General features: G+C 58.4%; 21 protein-coding genes and 1 riboswitch. Of the genes, 9 read left to right on the top strand and 12 right to left on the bottom strand.

Annotated elements, in window-relative coordinates; all coding sequences use genetic code 11:
• The 4 genes from IM317_RS03330 to IM317_RS03315 all read left to right on the top strand — a co-directional run.
• On the top strand, window positions 1-450 hold a 450-nt coding region (locus IM317_RS03330; RefSeq protein WP_227010842.1), incomplete at its 5' end, for a winged helix-turn-helix domain-containing protein.
• Window positions 441-1,778 (top strand): quorum sensing histidine kinase QseC, encoded by a 1,338-nt coding sequence (gene qseC / locus IM317_RS03325; protein WP_033146653.1) that lies wholly within the window; start codon window positions 441-443, stop codon window positions 1,776-1,778. The genes IM317_RS03330 and qseC, both read left to right, overlap by 10 nt.
• A gap of 105 nt (window positions 1,779-1,883) precedes the next feature.
• Window positions 1,884-2,465 (top strand): NAD(P)H-dependent oxidoreductase, encoded by a 582-nt coding sequence (locus IM317_RS03320; protein ID WP_033146654.1) that lies wholly within the window; start codon window positions 1,884-1,886, stop codon window positions 2,463-2,465.
• Window positions 2,466-2,496: 31 nt separating this feature from the next.
• Entirely contained in the window at window positions 2,497-2,811 is a 315-nt protein-coding gene (locus tag IM317_RS03315) for a putative quinol monooxygenase (RefSeq protein WP_033146655.1), read from the top strand.
• Window positions 2,812-2,894: 83 nt separating this feature from the next.
• Here IM317_RS03315 and IM317_RS03310 read toward each other — a convergent pair whose 3' ends face one another.
• From IM317_RS03310 to IM317_RS03290, 5 genes are read right to left on the bottom strand one after another with little or no spacing between them, the layout of a single operon-like run.
• A complete protein-coding gene (locus tag IM317_RS03310) occupies window positions 2,895-3,782 on the bottom strand; it encodes a MurR/RpiR family transcriptional regulator (protein ID WP_033146656.1) in 888 nt (295 codons plus the stop codon).
• The gene (locus IM317_RS03305; protein ID WP_033146657.1) at window positions 3,779-4,729 is read right to left on the bottom strand and encodes an iron-siderophore ABC transporter substrate-binding protein; all 951 of its coding nucleotides are present in this window, start codon (window positions 4,727-4,729) and stop codon (window positions 3,779-3,781) included. Before IM317_RS03305 ends, IM317_RS03310 begins: the two co-directional genes overlap by 4 nt.
• A 9-nt stretch (window positions 4,730-4,738) precedes the next feature.
• Window positions 4,739-5,779 carry an iron ABC transporter permease gene (locus IM317_RS03300; protein WP_033146658.1) on the bottom strand — a complete coding sequence of 347 codons (1,041 nt, stop codon included), beginning with the start codon at window positions 5,777-5,779 and terminating at the stop codon, window positions 4,739-4,741.
• Window positions 5,776-6,759 (bottom strand): iron ABC transporter permease, encoded by a 984-nt coding sequence (locus tag IM317_RS03295; protein WP_033146659.1) that lies wholly within the window; start codon window positions 6,757-6,759, stop codon window positions 5,776-5,778. The genes IM317_RS03300 and IM317_RS03295 overlap by 4 nt, the downstream gene beginning before the upstream one ends.
• A complete protein-coding gene (locus IM317_RS03290; RefSeq protein ID WP_033146660.1) occupies window positions 6,756-7,568 on the bottom strand; it encodes an ABC transporter ATP-binding protein in 813 nt (270 codons plus the stop codon). Before IM317_RS03290 ends, IM317_RS03295 begins: the two co-directional genes overlap by 4 nt.
• Window positions 7,569-7,954: 386 nt before the next feature.
• Between IM317_RS03290 and IM317_RS03285 the strand changes: the two genes are divergently transcribed.
• The gene (locus IM317_RS03285) at window positions 7,955-10,096 is read left to right on the top strand and encodes a TonB-dependent siderophore receptor (RefSeq protein ID WP_033146661.1); all 2,142 of its coding nucleotides are present in this window, start codon (window positions 7,955-7,957) and stop codon (window positions 10,094-10,096) included.
• An 83-nt stretch (window positions 10,097-10,179) separates the two neighbouring features.
• On the opposite strand, the gene parE is transcribed toward IM317_RS03285, so the two are convergent.
• Genes parE through nudF form a run of 5 tightly spaced genes read right to left on the bottom strand, consistent with a single transcriptional unit; the run spans window position 10,180 to window position 14,588 of the window.
• Complete coding sequence (gene parE / locus IM317_RS03280; protein ID WP_029740698.1) at window positions 10,180-12,072, bottom strand: DNA topoisomerase IV subunit B; 1,893 nt, start codon at window positions 12,070-12,072, stop codon at window positions 10,180-10,182.
• 28 nt (window positions 12,073-12,100) lie between these two features.
• Window positions 12,101-12,682: an esterase YqiA gene (gene yqiA / locus IM317_RS03275; protein ID WP_008502976.1), complete on the bottom strand. Its 582-nt coding sequence runs from the start codon at window positions 12,680-12,682 to the stop codon at window positions 12,101-12,103.
• Window positions 12,682-13,509 (bottom strand): 3',5'-cyclic-AMP phosphodiesterase, encoded by an 828-nt coding sequence (gene cpdA / locus IM317_RS03270; protein WP_024906493.1) that lies wholly within the window; start codon window positions 13,507-13,509, stop codon window positions 12,682-12,684. Before cpdA ends, yqiA begins: the two co-directional genes overlap by 1 nt.
• A gap of 27 nt (window positions 13,510-13,536) precedes the next feature.
• Window positions 13,537-13,959 carry a DUF1249 family protein gene (locus IM317_RS03265; protein WP_003862516.1) on the bottom strand — a complete coding sequence of 141 codons (423 nt, stop codon included), beginning with the start codon at window positions 13,957-13,959 and terminating at the stop codon, window positions 13,537-13,539.
• Window positions 13,956-14,588, bottom strand: coding sequence for an ADP-ribose diphosphatase (gene nudF, locus IM317_RS03260; protein ID WP_023333429.1), 633 nt, complete (start codon window positions 14,586-14,588; stop codon window positions 13,956-13,958). Before nudF ends, IM317_RS03265 begins: the two co-directional genes overlap by 4 nt.
• Window positions 14,589-14,792: 204 nt before the next feature.
• On the opposite strand from nudF, the gene tolC reads away from it, so the two are divergent.
• From tolC to IM317_RS03245, 3 genes are all read left to right on the top strand, one after another.
• A complete protein-coding gene (gene tolC, locus IM317_RS03255) occupies window positions 14,793-16,271 on the top strand; it encodes an outer membrane channel protein TolC (RefSeq protein ID WP_033146662.1) in 1,479 nt (492 codons plus the stop codon).
• Window positions 16,272-16,463: 192 nt separating this feature from the next.
• Window positions 16,464-17,132: a DUF1190 family protein gene (locus IM317_RS03250; RefSeq protein ID WP_029740695.1), complete on the top strand. Its 669-nt coding sequence runs from the start codon at window positions 16,464-16,466 to the stop codon at window positions 17,130-17,132.
• A gap of 2 nt (window positions 17,133-17,134) precedes the next feature.
• The gene (locus tag IM317_RS03245) at window positions 17,135-18,295 is read left to right on the top strand and encodes a glutathionylspermidine synthase family protein (protein ID WP_029740694.1); all 1,161 of its coding nucleotides are present in this window, start codon (window positions 17,135-17,137) and stop codon (window positions 18,293-18,295) included.
• A 92-nt stretch (window positions 18,296-18,387) separates the two neighbouring features.
• Here IM317_RS03245 and ygiD read toward each other — a convergent pair whose 3' ends face one another.
• Window positions 18,388-19,176, bottom strand: a complete 789-nt coding sequence (ygiD, locus tag IM317_RS03240) for a 4,5-DOPA dioxygenase extradiol (protein ID WP_033146664.1) — start codon at window positions 19,174-19,176, stop codon at window positions 18,388-18,390.
• Window positions 19,177-19,372: 196 nt separating this feature from the next.
• On the opposite strand from ygiD, the gene zupT reads away from it, so the two are divergent.
• Entirely contained in the window at window positions 19,373-20,146 is a 774-nt protein-coding gene (zupT, locus tag IM317_RS03235) for a zinc transporter ZupT (protein WP_033146665.1), read from the top strand.
• Between the two features lie 32 nt (window positions 20,147-20,178).
• On the opposite strand, the gene ribB is transcribed toward zupT, so the two are convergent.
• Window positions 20,179-20,832 (bottom strand): 3,4-dihydroxy-2-butanone-4-phosphate synthase, encoded by a 654-nt coding sequence (gene ribB, locus IM317_RS03230; RefSeq protein WP_033146666.1) that lies wholly within the window; start codon window positions 20,830-20,832, stop codon window positions 20,179-20,181.
• Window positions 20,833-20,938: 106 nt separating this feature from the next.
• A riboswitch (FMN riboswitch) is annotated at window positions 20,939-21,089 on the bottom strand.
• Between the last annotated feature and the right edge of the window lie 10 nt (window positions 21,090-21,099).

Here is a 21,099-nt window from a genome sequence, read left to right as displayed (position 1 = left end):
GAGCCGGTACTGATTCTGACGGCGCGGGATGCGCTTAACCAGCGCGTCGAAGGGCTACGTCTTGGCGCGGATGATTATCTCTGTAAGCCGTTCGCGCTGATCGAAGTGGGTGCCCGCCTCGAAGCGCTGGTCCGCCGCAGCCACGGCCAGGCGAGTAGCGAGCTGCGTCACGGGAAGGTCACGCTCGATCCAACCCGTCTCGTCGCCACGCTGGACGGTGAGACGCTGACGCTCAAGCCGAAAGAGTTCGCGCTGCTGGAGCTGTTAATGCGTAACGCCGGTCGGGTGCTGCCGCGAAAGCTGATCGAGGAAAAACTCTATACCTGGGACGACGACGTCTCCAGCAACGCCATCGAGGTTCACGTCCATCATTTGCGCCGCAAGCTTGGGAGCGAGTTTATCCGCACCGTGCACGGCATCGGCTACACCCTGGGTGACGCATGCAACTGAGCCTGAAGCTGCGCCTGACGCTTCTCTTTTTACTTCTCTCTCTGACGGCCTGGTTTGCCGCCAGCCTGGTTGCCTGGCAGCAGACGACCCACAAGCTCGACAAGCTGTTCGATACCCAGCAGATGCTGTTTGCTAAACGGCTGCTGACGATGGATCTGGACGAGATCCGCGCCCCCGAACGCATGCGCGAGATCCCGAAAAAAGTGAAGCACGGTCGTCTGGACGACGACGCGCTGGCTTTCGCCATTTACGCCGTCGACGGCAAAATGCTCCTCAACGACGGTGAAAACGGACGCGATATCCCGTACCACTATCGCCGCGACGGGTTCGATAACGGGCAGCTGCAGGGCGACAACGACGAATGGCGCTTTTTATGGCTGACCTCACCCGACGGGAAGTACCGCGTGGTGGTCGGCCAGGAGTGGGAGTACCGCCAGGAGATGGCGCTGGACGTGGTCAGCTCGCAGCTGACCCCCTGGCTGGTGGCGCTGCCCGTGATGTTGCTGCTGCTGATCGTCCTCCTGAGTCGGGAGCTGAAGCCGCTGAAAAAGCTGGCGCAGACCCTGCGCTCCCGCTCGCCGGATGCCACCGATAAACTGCCGACCGAGGGTGTCCCTACGGAAGTGCGCCCCCTGCTCGACGCGCTGAATCATCTCTTCGCGCGCACCCAGGAGATGATGACCCGCGAGCGCCGCTTTACGTCCGATGCCGCCCACGAGCTGCGCAGCCCGCTGGCGGCCCTGAAGGTGCAAACTGACGTGGCGCAGCTCTCTCATGACGATCCGCTGGCGCGGGAAAAGGCGCTGACGCAGCTGCATGCGGGCATCGACCGCGCTTCCCGGCTGGTGGATCAGCTCCTCACGCTTTCGCGTCTGGACTCGCTGGATAACCTTGACGATGTCGAACCGATTCCCCTGGCCGACTTGCTGCAGTCGGCCGTGCTGGATATCTGGCATCCGGCGCAGCAGGCGGGCATTGATATTCGCCTGAACATCCATGCACCAGAGGTGACACGCACGGGCCAGCAGCTGCTCCTGAGCCTGCTGGTGCGCAACCTGCTGGATAACGCGATCCGCTACAGCCCGCGCGGCAGCGTGGTGGACGTAACGCTGGACGCGCGTGGCTTTACCGTGCGCGACAACGGCCCAGGCATTTCACCGGACGCGCTGGCGCGCATCGGCGAGCGCTTTTATCGCCCGCCGGGTCAGGATGCCACGGGCAGCGGGCTGGGGTTATCCATTGTAAAACGCATCGCCGCCCTGCACGGGATGCGCGTTTCGCTGGGCAATGCCCCTGAAGGCGGTTTTGAAGTGAAGGTCAGCTGGTAAGGGATTATTGCGTATAGCGCAAAAGACTTTGCACATTTTGCTCATTTTACCGCACCGTCCTCGCGCGTAGAATACTGGCCATACTCTCATCATCGAGGACAAATAATGAGCAACATCCTGATTATCAACGGTGCAAAAGAATTTGCGCACTCTAAAGGCCAGCTGAATGACACCCTGACCGAGGTCGCGGACGGTTTCCTGCGCGACGCCGGGCATGATGTTAAGGTCGTGCGTGCAGACAGCAGTTATGACGTGAAGGCCGAAGTGCAGAACTTCCTGTGGGCTGACGTGGTGATCTGGCAGATGCCAGGCTGGTGGATGGGCGCGCCGTGGACCGTGAAAAAATACATGGACGACGTGTTCACCGAAGGTCATGGCTCACTGTATGCCAGCGATGGCCGCACCCGCTCTGACGCCTCCAAAAAATACGGCTCGGGCGGCCTGATTCAGGGCAAAAAATATATGCTCTCGCTGACCTGGAACGCCCCGCTGGAAGCCTTCACCGAGAAAGATCAGTTCTTCGAAGGCGTGGGCGTCGACGGCGCGTACCTGCCGTTCCACAAGGCTAATCAGTTCCTGGGCATGGATCCGCTGCCGACCTTTATCGTCAACGACGTGATTAAAATGCCTGACGTCCCGAGCTATATCGCAGAATATCGCAAGCATCTCGCGGAAATTTTTGCTTAACTGGTAGCCTGGAATTAAAGGAGTAGTAAACATGCTTACCGTAATCGCAGAAATCCGTACTCGTCCAGGTCAACATCACCGTCAGGCGGTGCTGGATCAGTTCGCGAAAATTATCCCGATCGTACTGAAAGAAGAAGGCTGCCACGGCTACGCGCCGATGGTGGATGCCGCCACTGACGCCAGCTTCCAGGCGACCGCGCCAGACTCGATCATCATGGTTGAGCAGTGGGAAACCGTCGCGCATCTTGAAGCGCACCTGCAGACCGCGCACATGAAAGCGTGGAGCGACGCGGTGAAGGGTGACGTGCTGGAAACCCACATCCGCATTCTGGAGCAAGGGGTTTAAGTTTCCCCTCCCCCGCCCTCTCCCGAAAGGAGAGGGAGAACAGATCCAGGCCCGGTGAGCGTCAGCGCTACCGGGCTTTGTTTTTAGGTGCTTTTCTTCCCCGGCTTTAACCCACGGTGTAACTCGTTGATGCGCTTCATCGACTTGATGGTGCGCTGCGGCTCGGTGGAGGCGACGGATAAAATGATCATCTCCAGACACAGCAGCACCGTGCCGTGGAGCGGGATTTTGCCTTTTTCGCCGCCGCGCGGAACGTGGATCACCACGCTGGCCTCCTTGCTGAAACGCGAATCGAGGGCGTTGGTCAGCAATATAGTTGGAATGCCCAGACGTTTTGCTTCACGCAGCGTGGTTTGCCCCTCCCGGTGCGCGGATTTCTGCGCCATCATCACCAGCACGTCGCCGCGCTGAAGCGCAATCAGCTGCTCGGCAAGCCCTATTCCGGTACGGTTAAGCGGCGTGGCGGGTAACCCCATACGACTGAACAGCCTGGCGGTGTACTCGGCCAGAATGCCGGAGGCGCCAATGCCAAATATGGCGACCTGCCTCGCCTGCGCCAGCAGAGAGACCGCCTGGGCCATCGCGTAGCGGTTGTGGGGTTCGGATAACACCTCGCAGGTGTGCTGATGCCCCTCCAGCACGAAATCAATGCTCGCGTTAACGTCGCTGGCGAGCGTATTCACCGTGGTGGACATCTTTTCGCTGGAGGTGACCACCGGACCAAACCACTGCTCCAGCGTTTGCTTGAGATCGCGCAGCCCGGCGAAACCCAGCGCCTGAATGGCGCGGACTACCGTGGCATCCGAGGTTTTCAACAGCGTCGCGATCTCCATTGCGGTCTGTTCCATCACCGCTTCGCGGTTGTCATGGATATAGCGTGCAACCTGCAGCAGACGCGGCGTCAGCTGATGCGCACGCGCGCGAAAGCGGTCACCATAGACATCCACGCGCCCTTTCTCTTTGCGGATCACCGTGACGCCTCCGGCAGCGGACGCCCGGCAATCTGCGACTGCACCTGCGCGGCCATCAGCCCTAACGAGGCGTACGAATTCGAGATGGCCTCTTCACGCGAGATCAGCACGTAATGCCCGGTTCTGCAGGCATTCAGGAACTGACACCAGCCCGGCATGACCGCATCCATCGCCGCCAGCTCGTCCTGCGGTTTACCGCCCGTATCCCCGCGCCAGGTGGCGAAGACGAAATCGGCATCCAGCTCCGGCAGGCGCTCGGCGCTGACGTCGATACGCCCTCCGTCCGGGATGGACTCAATCAGCGGCGGGAAGGTGAACCCGGCGTCGCGCAGCACGCGGCCCAGCGAGTGGTAGCTGTGCATGGCATTAATCTTTCCCTGATTCGCCTGAATCACGGACACGGTCACCTTGCGGGAATCAATTGTCGCCTTCAGGGCCTTAATCTGCTCCTGATAGCGCCGCTCCAGAACCTTGAGCCGCGCCTGCGTTCCCGTCAGCTGAGCCAGCTTGCGGTAGATCTCCGGCGCGCCGCCGTCGAGATGATCGATACTTACCGTCGGGGCAATTTTCGCCAGCTGTTCCACCGGGGTGTTGCGGGTCGGCTCGGTAACGATCAGGTCAGGCTTTGCGGCGGCGATAGCTTCAATATCGATATCGGCCGTGCCGATAAATGTAATGTCGGAATTATCAAAGTCGACGCCGGTCAACATGCCGCTGGAGCGCAGAAAGTGGCTGCCGTCCGGCCGCGTGCGGCCATGGCTTGCCACCGGCGGCACGCCAAGCTCAATCAGCGGAATGGTGATATCCAGATCGTGTAAGGAAACAATCCGTTTCGGATGAACCGGTACCACCACTTTTCGGTTAAGATCGTCAGTAAACGTCTGCGTCGGCTCCGCCGCACCCACCGCGAACCCCACCAGCAACAGCATCGAAAACACTACGCGCATTTTAGTCCCCTAAAATCTGTCCCGACGCTGCCAGAGCAGCAGCAGGAAAAACGGTCCGCCAATCAGTGAAATCACAATTCCCGCCGGCAGCTGCAGCGGGAGGAACGCCAGACGTCCGACGTTATCCGCCAGCAGCACCAGCAGCGCGCCCAGCACGGCACTTCCCGTCAGGAGCGCGGTTTGCCCACCGCGCAGCAGCAGGCGCGCCATATGCGGAGCAATCAACCCCACGAAACCAATACTGCCCACGCACGAGACGCAGGCCGCCGTCAGCACTACCGGGGCGAGAACCCGCAGCAGCGCCAGCCGGGTTATGCGCACGCCAAGGCCCGCTGCGGCCTGATTGCCGAGCAACGCCACGTCCGCTGCCCGCGCGGTAAACAGCAGCAGCGCAAACGCGGGGGCAGCCCAGAGCGCGGCTAACCCCACCAGCGTCCAGTTTGCCGCATGCAGGCTTCCCGCCAGCCACAGCATCGCCGTCTGCACGTCGCGCACGTCGGCGGTGGTGATAAAGACGCCCATTGCGGCGGCAAACGCCCACGACACGCCGATGCCGATCAGGATGAACCGCGGGCGCGAGATATCGCGCGCCAGGCCGATAACCAGCAGCGCGGTAAGCAGCCCGCCGGCCATGCCGACCAGCGGACGCCAGGCCAGGCCCAGCGCCGGGAACTGAAAAATCAGCAGCAGTACCGCCGCGCTACAGCCCTCCTTCACGCCAATAAGCCCGGGATCGGCCAGACCATTGCGGGTGATGGACTGCATTGCCGCCCCCGCCATGCCGAGCATCGCGCCGCACAGCACCGCCATCAGCAGGCGCGGCAGGCGGATATCCATCACGATGTAGCGCGTCTCCGCCGTCAGGCTCTCAGGAGAAAACAGCGCGCGCCCGATGGCGGAGATGGGAACAGGCAGAGAACCGTGCGTCAGGCCAAAGCCCAGCAGGCTTAACGCCACCAGCGCTAAAAGCGTCAGGCACGCCAGCGCCCGCGGGCGAACCAGCGCCGATACACGGCCAATTCGGAGCGCGCGGAATCCGGCCCGGTTCATTTGAACATCCTCGACGCCATAAAGATGAATACGGGCGCGCCGACCAGGGCCGTCATGATGCCGGTTGCCAGCTCCCAGGGCGTAAACAGCGTGCGGGCGGCGATATCCGCCAGCAGCAGAACCAGCGCGCCACACAGGGCAGACAGCGGCACCATCACGCGTAAATCGACCGACACCAGACGGCGAATGAGCTGCGGCACGACCAGGCCGATAAAGCCAATCGGCCCGGCAATTGAGACGGCCGCGCCGCAGAGCAGCGCGATGGCCAGCAGGGCAAGCAGGCGGGTTTTCAGCAGCGACACGCCAAGCCCCTGCGCCATCCGGTCTCCCAGCGCCAGCATGTTGAGCGAGGGCGACAGCCCGATGGCGAGAACAAAACCGGCTGCTGCAGCCCACAGGGCGCTCCGGAGCGTCTGCACGTTGATCCCGGCCAGGTCCCCTGCCAGCCAGGTGCGCATGGCGAGCAGCGTCTGTTCATCGAGGATTAACACCGCGGCGGTAATCGACGAGGCAAACGCCGACATCGCCACGCCGCACAGCGTGACCTTCATCGGCGTAAGCCCGGTGCGACCGGACGAGGAGAACATCAGCACCAGCAAAAACAGCGCGGCGGCACCGGCGGCGGCAACGAGCGGGCGCCCAAACGGCAGCGACAGCCCAAGCGCGCTGGTAATCACGACCGCCAGCGCGGCCCCGGCGTTGAGCCCCAGAATATGCGGCTCGCCGAGCGGGTTGCGGATCACGGACTGCAGCAGCACGCCCGCCACGCCGAGCGCGGCGCCCGTCACCATCGCGGCGCTGAGGCGCAGCAGTCTTAATTTGATAATGACGTTATGGTCGAAATTGCGCGGATCGAAATGGAAAAATGCCTCCACCACCGTCTGCGGGGCGATGAAGCGTGCGCCGATGCCCAGGTGCATAATCGCGCCCAGCGCCAGCAGCAGTGCGAAGATCGGAAAGGCCAGAGAGGAGCGCATCATGGCTGAACGGTACTCTGGCGAAACGGCATAAAGAACGGCTTGCCGGTCAACGGGTTTATGGACATATGCACGTCCACATCAAACACCGCTTTGATCAGCTCCGGCGTGCAGGCATCGCCCTCATGCAATACGCCTGCAACTTTCCCCTGGCGTAAAAAGACCAGCGAGTCGCCGTAGTTTACGGCGAAGTTGAGATCGTGCAGCACCACCACGACGGTACGCCCGTGCTGGCGGGTCAGGGTGTGCAGCAGTTCCAGGATCTCCACCTGATAGCGGAGATCGAGAAACGTTGTGGGCTCGTCAAGCAGGATATACGGCGTTTGCTGCGCCAGCGCCATGGCGATCCAGCAGCGCTGACGCTGGCCGCCGGATAAGCTTTCCACCGGCATATGGGCAAACTCCGCCGTGCCGGTCAGGCGCAGGGCCTCTTCCACCGCCAGCTCGTCCTCGTCGCTCCACTGGCGCATAAAGTTCTGCCAGGGAAAACGCCCGCGCGAGACCAGCTCAAAGACGGTCAACCCTTCCGGGAGCAGCGGAGACTGCGGCAGGATACCCAGCTGGCGGGCGACGGCTTTGGTCGGCTGCTCGTGGATCGCCTTGCCGTCGAGAACTGCCGCGCCGCCAAGCGGCTGAAGCAAACGCGCAATGGTGCTCAGCAGCGTGGATTTTCCGCAGCCGTTCGCCCCTACCAGCACGGTCATTTTCTGCTGTGGGATCGCAAGGGAGATATCATCAACGATGATTTTTTTCTGATAGCCCGCAGAGAGGTTCTCCAGAACCAGTCCCGGTTTTTTTGTGTTGTGAGCCACGTGAATGCCAACGTAATAAAAAAGCGCAACAAATATAAATAAAAATCATTCTCTTTTGAGAGTTTGACGCTGCGCCATGTAGTAGTCAAGAGAAGAAACACCCTGATAAAACCAGGGATAAGCCTGAGGGAAAATGAACAAGGAATGACTTTAAAAAACATTTAATTCAATAAATTAATAATCTTCCCGCTGCGCTTATACGCCCGGCTAAACGTTGTAGTCGATTTTTTCTTTTTTCCATTTACTACTACATTCGCGCATGATTGAATGATTCTCAATTACATGTCCGATGCCCACCGTGGCTAACGGACAGACCGTAAAGGGCAATGACTCACACATTTTTCCGCGAAACGTCATTCGCGGGATATTTCGGGATAACAGATGTAATGGCTACGTTCACACCTTCACTCTCTGGGGTAAAAGGGCGCGCGCTCTTTTCACTGCTGTTTATGGCGCCGCTGGTGCAGGCAGCAGATAACACCGCGACTAAAGACGGCGAAACGCTTACCGTCACCGCCGATCCAAATACGACGGCGGAGGCCACGAATGGCTATCAGCCGTTGAATACCTCCACCGCGACGTTAACCAACATGCCGATGCTGGACATCCCGCAGGTGGTCAATACCGTCAGCGACAAAGTGCTGGCGGATCAGCATGCCACCACGCTGGATGAAGCGCTCTATAACGTCAGCAACGTGGTGCAGACCAACACCCTGGGCGGCACGCAGGATGCCTTCGTGCGCCGCGGATTTGGCGCGAACCGCGACGGCTCGATCATGACCAACGGCCTGCGCACCGTGCTGCCGCGCAGCTTTAATGCCGCAACCGAGCGCGTGGAGGTGCTGAAAGGCCCGGCCTCGACGCTCTACGGCATTCTCGATCCGGGCGGCCTGATTAACGTCGTCACCAAACGTCCGGAGAAGACCTTCGGCGGTTCCCTTTCCGCTACCTCGTCCAGCTTTGGCGGCGGCACCGGACAGGTTGATGTTACCGGCCCGATTGACGGCACGCGCCTGGCGTATCGCCTGACGGGCGAGTATCAGAACGAGGATTACTGGCGTAATTTCGGCAACGAACGCAGCACCTTTATTGCCCCGTCGCTGACCTGGTTCGGCGACGACGCCACCGTGACCGTGCTCTATTCGCATCGCGACTATAAAACGCCGTTCGATCGCGGAACGATCTTCGATCTCAACACCAAAAAGGCCGTCAACGTCGATCGCAAAACCCGCTTCGACGAACCGTTTAACGTGACCGACGGCCAGTCCGATCTCGCTCAGCTCAACGCGGAGTATCGCCTCAACAGCCAGTGGACCGCGAAGTTCGACTACAGCTACAGCCAGGATAAGTACAGCGATAACCAGGCCCGCGTGATGGCCTACGATTCAAAAACCGGCAACCTGACCCGCCGCGTGGATGCGACCCAGGGCTCGACCCAGCGTATGCACACGACGCGCGCGGATCTGCAGGGAAACGTGGACATCGCGGGCTTTTACAATGAGATCCTGACCGGCGTGTCGTATGAGAATTACGATCTGCTGCGTACGGATATGATCCGCTGTAAGAACGTTAAGGACTTCAATATTTACCACCCGAGCTACGGCAGCCTCGGCAAGTGCACCACCGTCTCGGCATCCGACAGCGATCAAACCATTAAGCAGGAAAGCTACTCCGCCTACGCGCAGGACGCGCTGTACCTGACCGATAAGTGGATCGCCGTCGCCGGAATGCGCTATCAGTATTACACCCAGTACGCGGGCAAAGGCCGTCCGTTTAACGTGAACACCGACAGCCGCGACGACCAGTGGACGCCAAAGCTGGGTCTTGTTTATAAGCTCACCCCGGCGGTCTCGCTGTTTGCCAACTATTCCCAGACGTTTATGCCGCAGTCGTCCATTGCGAGCTACATTGGCGACCTGCCGCCGGAAACGTCAAATGCGTATGAAATTGGCGCTAAATTCGACCTGTTCGACGGCATTACCGCCAACATCGCGCTGTTTGATATCCACAAGCGCAACGTGCTGTACACCGAAAGCATTGGTGATGAAACCGTCGCCAAAACCGCGGGCCGCGTGCGCTCTCAGGGCGTGGAGGTGGATCTCGCCGGGTCGCTGACCGAGAACACCAACATTATCGCCAGCTACGGCTATACCGACGCGAAGGTGCTGGAAGACCCGGACTATGCGGGCAAACCGCTGCCGAACGTGCCGCGCCATACCGGCTCCCTGTTCCTGACCTACGATATTCACAATGCGTTTGCCGGCAATACCCTGACGCTGGGCGGCGGCGGGCACGGCGTAAGCCGTCGCTCAGCAACTAACGGTGCGGATTATTATCTCCCGGGCTATTTCGTGGCGGATGCGTTTGCGGCGTACAAAATGAAGCTACAGTATCCGGTGACGCTGCAGGTGAACGTGAAAAATCTGTTTGATAAGACCTACTACACGTCGTCCATTGCGACCAACAACCTGGGCAACCAGATTGGCGATCCGCGCGAAGTGCAGCTTACGGTGAAGATGGAGTTTTGATGTAAAAAAGCCCGGTGGCGCTAACGCTTACCGGGCCTACGAACCATTCCCTCTCCCTGTGGGAGAGGGTTAGGGTGAGGGCATCAGGCCTCAATATCCGCCATATCGCCTTTCTCCTGCAGCCAGTTACGTCGGTCTTCCGAACGTTTCTTGGCAAGGAGCATATCCATCATGGCGTTGGTTTGCTGCTCGTCTTCGTCGCTGATCGTCAGCTGCACCAGACGGCGCGTGTTCGGATCCAGCGTCGTTTCGCGAAGCTGCATCGGGTTCATCTCGCCCAGCCCTTTAAAGCGCTGCACGTTCGGTTTGCCCTTCTTGCGCTTCAGCTGTTCCAGCACGCCCGCTTTCTCTTCTTCCGTCAGCGCGTAGTAAACCTCTTTACCGAGGTCGATACGGTACAGCGGCGGCAGCGCCACGTGGACGTGACCGTTTTTCACCAGCGTTTTGAAGTGCTTCACGAACAGCGCGCACAGCAGCGTGGCGATGTGCAGACCATCGGAGTCCGCATCCGCGAGGATACAGATCTTGCCGTAGCGCAGCTGGCTCAGATCGTCGCTGTCCGGATCGATGCCGATCGCCACCGAAATATCGTGCACTTCCTGCGAGGCCAGCACTTCATCAGAAGAGACTTCCCAGGTATTCAGGATCTTACCCTTGAGCGGCATGATCGCCTGATATTCACGATCGCGCGCCTGCTTGGCCGATCCGCCCGCCGAGTCCCCTTCCACGAGGAACAGCTCGGTACGGTTGAGATCCTGCGCGGTACAGTCCGCCAGCTTGCCCGGCAGCGCAGGGCCGCTGGTCAGCTTTTTACGCACAACTTTCTTCGCGGCACGCAAACGACGCTGGGCGCTGGAAATGGCCATTTCGGCCAGCATCTCTGCCGCCTGAACGTTCTGGTTCAGCCACAGGGTAAACGCATCTTTCACCACGCCGGAGACGAACGCCGCGCACTGACGTGACGACAGGCGCTCTTTGGTCTGACCGGCAAACTGCGGATCCTGCATCTTCACGGAGAGCACGTAGGCGCAGCGATCCCAGATATCTTCCGCCGACAGCTTCACGCCGCGCGGCAGGATGTTGCGGTATTCGCAGAACTCACGCATCGCGTCCAGCAGCCCCTGACGCAGGCCGTTGACGTGCGTACCGCCGAGCATGGTTGGGATCAGGTTGACGTAGCTTTCGGTCAGCAGCTCGCCGCCTTCCGGCAGCCACAGCAGCGCCCAGTCCACGGCTTCGGTATCGCCGCTAAAGTTACCGACAAACGGTTTTTCCGGCAGCGTCGGCAGTCCGTTTACCGCTTCGCACAGGTAGTCGTTCAGACCGTCGGCGTAGCACCAGGTTTGTGCGGTATTGTTAACGTGATCGGTAAAGGTGATTTCCACGCCCGGACACAGCACCGCTTTGGCTTTCAGCAGGTGCGTCAGGCGAGAAACGGAAAAACGCGGGCTGTCGAAGAAGCTTTCGTCAGGCCAGAAGTGGACGCTGGTGCCGGTGTTGCGTTTGCCGCACGTGCCGACAACCTGCAGATCTTGCACCTTATCGCCGTTTTCAAACGCGATGTTATAGACCTGGCCGTCGCGGCGGACGTTCACTTCCACGCGTTTGGACAGAGCGTTCACCACGGAAATGCCCACGCCGTGCAGACCACCGGAGAACTGGTAGTTCTTGTTGGAAAACTTACCGCCCGCATGCAGACGACAGAGGATCAGCTCAACGGCAGGCACGCCCTCTTCCGGATGGATATCCACCGGCATGCCGCGCCCGTCGTCGATGACTTCCAGCGACTGATCGGCGTGCAGAATGACGTCAACGCGTTTGGCATGGCCCGCCAGCGCTTCGTCCACACTGTTATCAATAACTTCCTGGCCCAGATGGTTTGGGCGCGTCGTATCGGTGTACATCCCCGGGCGGCGGCGAACCGGCTCAAGCCCGGTGAGGACCTCAATGGCATCAGCGTTATAGGTTTGCGTCATGATTTAAACTAGCAATTCGCATTGATTGTCAGTGGCTGTGCAGTCCAAGAAAATCGACAATCTGGGTGAAATGATTCTCAAAGCCCGTGAAAGCATGGTTTCCGCCCTCTTCTATAGTCTGGCGGCAGGAGGCGTAATACGCCACTGCCTGGCGGTAATCCAGCACTTCATCACCCGTCTGTTGCAGCAGCCAGATGAGATCCGGTGCCTCAAGCGGGTCGACCTGCATAACTTTGAGATCGTAAATATGGCGTGACTCTAGCACATATTGCTGGCCGGTGTAGGGGTTCTCGTTTTCGCCAAGAAAGTCCCTCAGCAGCTCAAATGGCCGTACCGCCGGATTAACCACAACGGCGGGCAGCATGAAGCATTGTGAGAGCCAGGTAGCGTAGTACCCGCCCAGCGATGAACCGACCACACCGAAGGTTTCGCCGCCGTGCGCAAGCACAATAGATTCCAGCATCTCCGCGGCCTCTGCCGGGTAAGGCGGCAGCTGCGGGATAATCATCTCAACGTCGGGGTGATGCTCGCTCAGCCACTGGCGAAACTGTGTCGCTTTTGCGGAGCGCGGCGAGCTGTTGAATCCGTGCAGATAAAGGAGCGTAGACATCAATAGCCTTCTGAAGCGGTATCCGGGCGGAATTTTGCACCGGTCAAACGGCAGACTTCCGTGGTCAGCGTGCCGTCGGCATGCAGTTCCAGCCAGCGCCAGCCTGGCGCGATGGTATCCAGCGTAAAGTTGGCGCAGTGCGGCTTAAACTGAACGCAGGTCGACGGCGTCGCCAGCATGCGGCGCCCGTTCCAGTCGAGATCCTGTTCCTGATGAATATGTCCACACAGCAGATTTTTCACCCGCGGGAACTTCGCCAGCACGCGATCCAGCGCCGCGGAGTTGCGCAGGCTGTGCTGATCGAGCCAGCTGCAGCCCGCCGGCAGAGGATGATGATGAAGCAACAGCAGCGTGTGACGTTCAGGTTCAGCAGCCAGTTTGGTCTCAAGCCAGTCGAGCTGAAACTCGCTTAACTCACCGTGCGGGACGCCAAACACCTGGCTATCGAGCAGCAGGATCTGCCACTGTTCACCCGCAAAAACACATTTCGCCGGAGAAATTCCCGCATCCTGAAGAGAGCTGTACATGGCGGGCTGGAAGTCATGGTTTCCTGGCAGCCAGACGCAAGGCACGCTAAAGCTCGCGATGCCTTCAGCAAAATGCTGGTAGGCCGCGGAGGACTGATCCTGCGCCAGATCGCCCGTTGCGACAATCAGATCGCATGCACGGTTTTCAGCGTGAATGGCGCTAAGTACCGCCTGATAACTCTCCCAGGTGTTGACCCCCAGTAGCGTTTCATGCTTTTCGGCAAAAAGGTGGGTATCGGTGATTTGTAATATCCTGACTGGCGCCCCACCAGCAACAGTCAGGTTCAACAGGCTTTCCAAATGGTGTCCTTAGGTAGGTTTATGACGCTAACAAACCGGAATCGCCATTGCTCCATGTGCTAAACAATATCTTAGCCAGTCGGCTAAAAACTGGTTAATTTGATGCTTTTCGTCGCGTTGATGCAACTTTTTATTCGGGTAATCATACCGCGCCTTGAAGCGAAAGATCTGCTGGCTTGAACACACTTCAGCGACCATCGCGTCGTGATAGAGACGCACCGTCATCGACGGCAGGCTCCAGTAGCTAATGCTGGGTGCCGTTTGCTCAATCTCCACCAGCGTAGTGTAGCGCGTTGATTCTGTTATCGTTAACCGATACTGCGCGTTGCTCACCTGATAGCTTACCGTTTCGCCGGGTGCGTCGTTTCGCGGCAGCAGGCGGCGCAACTGTGCGAAATTGGTTTCGCACAGGCGCATCATTTCTGGGAAGTCAGGTGTATAGCGCTTCATTTTTTCCACTCGTTTCGTAATGTCTGATAATGCAGCTGCAGCCATTGCAGGGCGATGACAGACGCTGCGTTGTCGATTTTCCCCTCTTCTACCCACTGATAAGCCTGTTCCCGGCTCACCACATGAACCCGAATATCTTCGTTTTCATCTGCCAGACCGTGGATCCCTTCCGCCGTCGTGGCGTCCACTTCGCCCACCATTATGGACAAGCGCTCGCTGGTACCGCCCGGGCTTGCCAGATAGCTCAGCACCGGTTTTGTACGGCCCACCACCAGTCCGGCCTCTTCCAGCGCCTCGCGACGGGCGACGTCTTCAACAGACTCACCTTCTTCGATCATCCCGGCCACCATCTCCAGCAGCCACGGGCTCTCACTGACGTCATAAGCGGCGATGCGGATCTGCTCCACCAGCACAACTTCGTCACGCACTGGGTCAAAGGGTAGCAAGACTGCCGCATGCCCGCGCTCAAAAATTTCGCGTCTGATTTCGCCGCTCATTTCCCCGTTAAACAGGCGATGCCTGAAACGGTAAAGATCCATTGAAAAAAAACCGCTATAAAGCGTTTCTCGTGCAATAATTTCTACATCGTTTTTGGCGAATGTCACGGGCAACTTTTCTGGTTTCTGCATGAGTCGAGTCCTGGTAGCAATGGTGATGAAATTGTGAATTTCAAGGCTGTTTGGCTGCCGTTTGTAAGGCTATATGGTAGATTGGTGCAAATTACCGCCAGATGGCACGTTACGCCAACCTTTTGGTATGGAAGATTCTGTTAGAATCGGCAATTATTTTTTAATTAGATCAGCGCTAATACTGCTTCACAACAAGGAATGCAAATGAAGAAATTGCTCCCCATCCTTATCGGCCTGAGCCTGACGGGCTTCAGTGCAATGAGCCAGGCGGAAAACCTGTTACAGGTCTACCAGCAGGCACGTCTGGGCAACCCTGATTTACGTAAATCAGCGGCCGATCGTGATGCTGCGTTTGAAAAGATTAACGAAGCGCGTAGCCCCTTGCTGCCACAGTTAGGTTTAGGTGCAGATTATACCTACAGCAACGGTTTCCGCGACGCTAACGGCGTAAACTCCAATGCTACCAGCGCCTCACTGCAATTGACACAGACGCTGTTTGATATGTCCAAATGGCGCGCCCTGACCCTGCAGGAAAAGAGTGCGGGTATTCAGGATGTGACCTATCAGACCGACCAGCAGACGCTGATCCTGAACACCGCCACGGCGTACTTCAACGTGCTGAGCGCGATTGACGCGCTCTCCTACACCGAAGCGCAGAAACAGGCGATTTACCGCCAGTTAGATCAAACCACCCAGCGTTTCAACGTGGGCCTGGTCGCGATCACCGACGTGCAGAACGCCCGTTCACAGTACGATACCGTGCTGGCTAACGAAGTGACCGCGCGTAACAACCTCGACAACGCGCTGGAATCCCTGCGTCAGGTCACCGGGAATTACTATCCTGAGCTGGCGTCGCTGAACGTGGACAGCTTTAAAACGGATAAACCGCAGGCCGTTAACGCCCTGCTGAAAGAGGCGGAAAACCGCAACCTGAGTTTGCTGCAGGCGCGTCTGAGCCAGGACCTGGCCCGCGAGCAAATTCGTCAGGCGCAGGACGGCCATCTGCCAACCCTGAGCCTGAGCGCGTCTACCGGTGTCTCTGATACGTCCTATAGCGGCTCTAAAACCAATACGTCCCAGTATGACGACAGCAATATGGGTCAGAATAAAGTGGGTCTGAGCTTCTCCCTGCCACTGTATCAGGGCGGTCAGGTCAACTCTCAGGTGAAACAGGCGCAGTACAACTTTGTTGGCGCGAGCGAGCAGCTGGAAAGCGCCCACCGCAACGTGGTGCAGACCGTACGTTCCTCCTTCAACAACGTGAACGCCTCGATCAGCAGCATCAACGCCTATAAACAGGCCGTTGTGTCTGCGCAGAGCTCTCTGGATGCGATGGAAGCGGGCTACTCGGTCGGTACACGTACTATCGTGGACGTGCTCGACGCGACCACCACGCTGTACAACGCGAAACAGCAGCTCTCAAGCGCGCGTTACCAGTACCTGATTAACCAGCTGAACATCAAACAGGCTTTGGGTACGCTGAACGAGCAAGACCTGCAGATGCTGAACAGCGCGCTGGGCAAACCGGTCTCCACCTCTCCGGACAGCGTTGCGCCGGAGAACCCGGAGCAGGTTGCCGCGGTTGATAACTTCAACGCTAACAGTAGCACCCCTGCGGCACAGCCGGCCGCTGCGCGTACCACTACATCCGCCAGCAAAGGCAATAATCCGTTCCGTAACTAAGAGTGTTATCAGGCCCACTGCGGCCTGATGCCCTCCACCCCGCCCCTCTCCCACAGGGAAAGGGGCGCATCTGAATCACATCCGAACGTAAGCCAACGTAAAGATCCCCCTGATTCCGCCCCTCTTCGCTTCATTTTCAACCACTCATCCTCTATCCTGAGCGTTATTACCACTGGGTCCTGGAAGACAAACATGAAACGGACAAAATCCATAAATCACGCTTCGTTCCGCAAGAGCTGGAACGCGCGTCACCTCACCCCTGTTGCGCTGGCGGTCACGGCTGTCTTTATGCTGGCAGGCTGTGAGAAAAATGACGAAACGGTTTCGCTGTATCAAAACGCAGACGACTGCTCCGCCGCAACCGGCAAAGCCGCCGAATGTAAAACGGCTTACACCAGCGCTCTGAAAGAAGCGGAACGTACTGCGCCGAAATATGCCTCACGCGAAGACTGCGTGGCGGAGTTTGGTGAAGGTCAGTGCCAGCAGGCACCGGCTCAGGCAGGCACCGCACCTGAAAATCAGGCGCAGGCTCAGTCCAGCGGCAGCTTCTGGATGCCGCTGATGGCAGGCTACATGATGGGTCGTCTGATGGGCGGCGGTGCGGGCTACCAGCAGCAGCCGCTGTTTAGCTCGAAAAACCCGGCCAGCCCGGCTTACGGTCAATATACCGATGCCAGCGGCAAAGGCTACGGCGCAGCGACCCCTGGCCGCACCGTGAACGTTCCGAAAACGGCGATGGCGCCGAAGCCTGCGACCACCAGCACCATCACCCGCGGCGGGTTTGGTGAATCTGTGGCGAAGCAGACCAGCATGCAGCGTAGTGCGACAGGCACCTCCTCTACTCGCTCAATGGGCGGCTGATCATGGAACGAGTCAGTATCACCGAGCGCCCGGACTGGCGCGAAAAAGCCACCGAGTACGGTTTTAACTTCCACACCATGTACGGCGAGCCGTACTGGTGTGAAGACGCCTATTACAAGCTCACGCTGGCTCAGGTGGAAAAACTGGAAGAGGTGACGGCCGAGCTGCACCAGATGTGCCTGAAGGTCGTGGAAAAGGTCATCGACAGCGACGAGCTGATGGCAAAGTTCCGCATTCCGAAGCACACATGGGGCTTTGTGCGCCAGTCGTGGAAAACGAATCAGCCTTCGCTTTACTCTCGCCTGGATCTGGCGTGGGACGGCAAAGGTGAACCGAAGCTTCTGGAAAACAACGCCGATACGCCAACCTCTCTGTATGAAGCGGCGTTCTTCCAGTGGATCTGGCTGGAAGACCAGGCCAATGCCGGAAACCTGCCGGAAGGCAGCGACCAGTTTAACAGCCTGCAGGAAAAGCTGATTGAGCGTTTTGCCGAGCTGCGTGAACAGCATGGCTTTAACCTGCTCCATCTCGCCTGCTGCCGCGACACGGAAGAAGACCGTGGCACGGTTCAATATCTGCAGGACTGCGCCGCCGAAGCGGAAGTGGCGACCGAGTTCCTCTATATCGAGGATATCGGCTTGGGTGAAAAAGGTCAGTTTACGGATATGCAGGACCAGGTGATAAGCAACCTGTTCAAGCTCTACCCGTGGGAATACATGCTGCGCGAGATGTTCTCCACCAAGCTGGAAGATGCTGGCGTACGCTGGCTGGAGCCGGCCTGGAAGAGCATCATCTCTAACAAAGCCCTGCTGCCGATGCTCTGGGAGATGTTCCCGAACCACCCGAACCTGCTGCCAGCCTATTTTGCGGAAGATGATTACCCGCAAATGGAAAAATACGTTGTTAAGCCGATCTTCTCCCGCGAAGGCGCAAACGTCTCGATTATCGAAAACGGCAAGACGCTGGAAGCGGTTGAAGGGCCGTACGGCGAAGAAGGGATGATCGTCCAGGAGTTCTATCAACTGCCGAAATTTGGCGACAGTTATACCCTGATTGGCAGCTGGCTCATCAACGATCAACCGGCCGGGATTGGCATTCGCGAAGATCGCGCGCTGATCACGCAGGATCTGTCACGGTTTTATCCGCACATTTTTGTCGAATAGGCCGCGGCCTGATGCCCTCACCCTGCCCCTCTCCCACAGGGAGAGGGTGCAAACACTGAAAACGGCAACCTGAGGTTGCCGTTTTGCTTTTATTACCCAATCTGCACCGACAGCATACTCAGACTCCCCATCTCAATACCGTCGACCGGGATCGTAACCGGCTCCTGACCATCCCACGCGCCAAGCACGTACAGCAGCGGCAGGAAGTGTTCCGGCGTCGGGTTAGAGAGCGAACCGCCATCATGATCCAGATAGTTCACCAGCGGATGCTCCTCAGCCGGGCCTTGCCAGGTCAGGTTCGCTTTGACGTAGTCGTTAAAAGAGGTTGCCCACGGGTACGGCGTGTTCTCACCGTGCCAGCGTGCGGTACGCAGGTTATGCACCACGTTGCCGCTCGCCACCAGCATGATGCCTTCATCACGCAGGGTTGCCAGCTTGCGCCCCACCTCCAGATGCCAGGCCGCCGGTTTAGTGCTGTCGATGCTCAACTGCACCATCGGGATATCCGCGTCAGGATACATTTTAATCAGCACGCCCCAGGAGCCATGGTCAAAGCCCCAGGCTTCTTTATCCAGCGTCACAGGGACAGGTGCCAGCAACTCTACCAGCTTTTGCGCCAGCTCAGGCGAGCCGGGGGCCGGATAATGCGTGTCGTACAGCGCCTGCGGGAAGCCGCCAAAATCATGAATGGTTTTTGGCGCTTCCATGGCGGTCACGCCGGTCCCACGGGTAAACCAGTGTGCAGACACCACCACGATCGCTTTCGGACGCGGCAACGTCTCGCCAAGATGACGCCAGGCGCGGGTATAGACGTTGTCTTCCAGAACGTTCATAGGGCTACCGTGACCTAAAAACAGGGCTGGCATACGGGAAGAAGTCATGGTGATATCCTTACAGAAGGTGTCAATTTAATGGTGCTACATTACGCGCAATCCGGCAAAGATGAACGCAGATAAGCGTGAAGATCATCATCAGGAAATTTGAATGTAAGGAATGTGTAAAGCCGGGTTTTCACCCTCGCTTTGCCAGAAATGAATCATTTATATTAATGAGAATGATTATCATAAGGAGCAATGCATGTCAGTCCCCCTGATCCTGACCATACTGGCGGGCGCCGCGACCTTCATCGGTGCGCTCCTCGGCGTGCTCGGCCAAAAGCCCTCTAACCGCGTACTGGCCTTTTCACTGGGCTTTGCTGCCGGGATCATGCTGCTCATCTCCCTGATGGAGATGCTGCCTGCCGCGCTGGGCACGGAAGGCATGTCTCCGCTGCTGGGCTACGGCATGTTTGTCTTTGGCCTGCTGGGATACTTTGCCCTCGATCGGATGCTACCGCACGCGCATCCGCAGGATTTAATGCAGAAAAACGTGACGCCCATGCCGCGCAATATCAAGCGTACCGCCGTGCTGTTAACGCTTGGCATCAGCCTGCACAACTTCCCGGAAGGGGTCGCTACCTACGTGACGGCCAGCAGCAATCTTGAGATGGGCTTTGGCATCGCGCTGGCGGTCGCCTTACACAATATTCCTGAAGGACTGGCCGTCGCCGGACCCGTGTATGCCGCAACGGGATCGAAACGCACCGCGGTGTTCTGGGCGGGCATTTCCGGGATGGCCGAAATCCTTGGCGGCGTACTGGCCTGGCTGATCCTTGGTAGCCTGGTCTCTCCGGTAGTGATGGCGGCGATTATGGCCGCGGTAGCCGGGATCATGGTTGCGCTTTCGGTGGATGAACTGATGCCGCTGGCGAAGGAAATCGATCCTAACAACAACCCCAGCTATGGCGTGCTGTGTGGAATGTCGGTGATGGGATTAAGTCTGGTTCTCCTGCAGACCGCAGGAATCGGGTAAAAAAACGCCGGGATATCCCGGCGTTTTTATTTTCAGCTGGCTTTGCGCTCGTGCGCCTGGCGATACTCAACCAGATCTTCAATCGTGACCACCGGCATGTTGTGCAGGCGGGCAAAGGTAATGCATTCCGGCGCGCGCGCCATGGTGCCGTCATCGTTGGTCAGTTCGCACAGCACACCGGCAGGTTTGAAGCCAGCCAGCGTCACCAGGTCGATCGTCGCTTCGGTGTGACCACCGCGGGTCAACACGCCGCCCGCCTGCGCACGCAGTGGGAAGACGTGGCCTGGACGGTGCAGATCGGATGGCTTCGCACCATCAGCAATCGCTGCACGTACGGTGGTCAGACGGTCAGCCGCAGACACACCGGTGGTCACGCCATGCGCCGCTTCAATGGTCACGGTAAAACCGGTACCAAAGGCGCTGGTGTTGTTTTCGACCATCATCGGCAGATCGAGCTGCTTACGACGATCTTCGGTAATACACAGGCATACGATGCCGCTGCCGTGACGGATGGTCAGCGCCATCTGTTCAACGGTCATATTTTCGGCGGCGAAAATCATGTCGCCTTCGTTTTCACGGTTTTCATCGTCAAGCACCATCACACCGCGGCCTTCGCGCAGTGCATCCAGTGCATGTTCAACACGTTGAGTTGAAGTGCCAAAAGAGGAAAGTAGCGTCTGATTCATGGTAAAAAAACCTCATTAACATTATGGTTACCAGAATCAGGGCAGTCTTAGGAGCGCCGTATAAGCGGCAAAAAGATAACGTGAGCGGGCCCATGCCCGACTTGATCGTTACTCTCTCCCATCCGGACTCTAACCGTCGGCCCCGGAATTACACCGGATCTGCTGACCTTTGAGTTTTCACCCAAAGCGCTCGCGGGCTTTCAGCGTCACGCTGATTTACCGCCGGTGGGGAATTTCGCCCCGCCCTGAGAATAAGCGAGATAACTA

Source organism: Enterobacter cloacae complex sp. S3 (assembly GCF_014930495.1).
In the GTDB taxonomy this organism is placed as follows: Bacteria; Pseudomonadota; Gammaproteobacteria; order Enterobacterales; family Enterobacteriaceae; genus Enterobacter; species Enterobacter asburiae_B.
The sequence above is the reverse complement of the archived record's forward strand: the minus strand, read 5'-3'. Positions and strand labels throughout refer to the sequence as shown.

Excerpts from the sequence above, each read along its gene's own strand:
- qseC (WP_033146653.1), top strand. The coding sequence starts at position 441 with ATGCAACTGAGCCTGAAGCTGCGCCTGACGCTTCTCTTTTTACTTCTC.
- IM317_RS03320 (WP_033146654.1), top strand. The coding sequence starts at position 1,884 with ATGAGCAACATCCTGATTATCAACGGTGCAAAAGAATTTGCGCACTCT.
- IM317_RS03315 (WP_033146655.1), top strand. The coding sequence starts at position 2,497 with ATGCTTACCGTAATCGCAGAAATCCGTACTCGTCCAGGTCAACATCAC.
- IM317_RS03305 (WP_033146657.1), bottom strand. The coding sequence starts at position 4,729 with ATGCGCGTAGTGTTTTCGATGCTGTTGCTGGTGGGGTTCGCGGTGGGT.
- IM317_RS03300 (WP_033146658.1), bottom strand. The coding sequence starts at position 5,779 with ATGAACCGGGCCGGATTCCGCGCGCTCCGAATTGGCCGTGTATCGGCG.
- IM317_RS03295 (WP_033146659.1), bottom strand. The coding sequence starts at position 6,759 with ATGATGCGCTCCTCTCTGGCCTTTCCGATCTTCGCACTGCTGCTGGCG.
- IM317_RS03285 (WP_033146661.1), top strand. The coding sequence starts at position 7,955 with ATGGCTACGTTCACACCTTCACTCTCTGGGGTAAAAGGGCGCGCGCTC.
- parE (WP_029740698.1), bottom strand. The coding sequence starts at position 12,072 with ATGACGCAAACCTATAACGCTGATGCCATTGAGGTCCTCACCGGGCTT.
- yqiA (WP_008502976.1), bottom strand. The coding sequence starts at position 12,682 with ATGTCTACGCTCCTTTATCTGCACGGATTCAACAGCTCGCCGCGCTCC.
- IM317_RS03265 (WP_003862516.1), bottom strand. The coding sequence starts at position 13,959 with ATGAAGCGCTATACACCTGACTTCCCAGAAATGATGCGCCTGTGCGAA.
- nudF (WP_023333429.1), bottom strand. The coding sequence starts at position 14,588 with ATGCAGAAACCAGAAAAGTTGCCCGTGACATTCGCCAAAAACGATGTA.
- tolC (WP_033146662.1), top strand. The coding sequence starts at position 14,793 with ATGAAGAAATTGCTCCCCATCCTTATCGGCCTGAGCCTGACGGGCTTC.
- IM317_RS03250 (WP_029740695.1), top strand. The coding sequence starts at position 16,464 with ATGAAACGGACAAAATCCATAAATCACGCTTCGTTCCGCAAGAGCTGG.
- IM317_RS03245 (WP_029740694.1), top strand. The coding sequence starts at position 17,135 with ATGGAACGAGTCAGTATCACCGAGCGCCCGGACTGGCGCGAAAAAGCC.
- ygiD (WP_033146664.1), bottom strand. The coding sequence starts at position 19,176 with ATGACTTCTTCCCGTATGCCAGCCCTGTTTTTAGGTCACGGTAGCCCT.
- zupT (WP_033146665.1), top strand. The coding sequence starts at position 19,373 with ATGTCAGTCCCCCTGATCCTGACCATACTGGCGGGCGCCGCGACCTTC.
- ribB (WP_033146666.1), bottom strand. The coding sequence starts at position 20,832 with ATGAATCAGACGCTACTTTCCTCTTTTGGCACTTCAACTCAACGTGTT.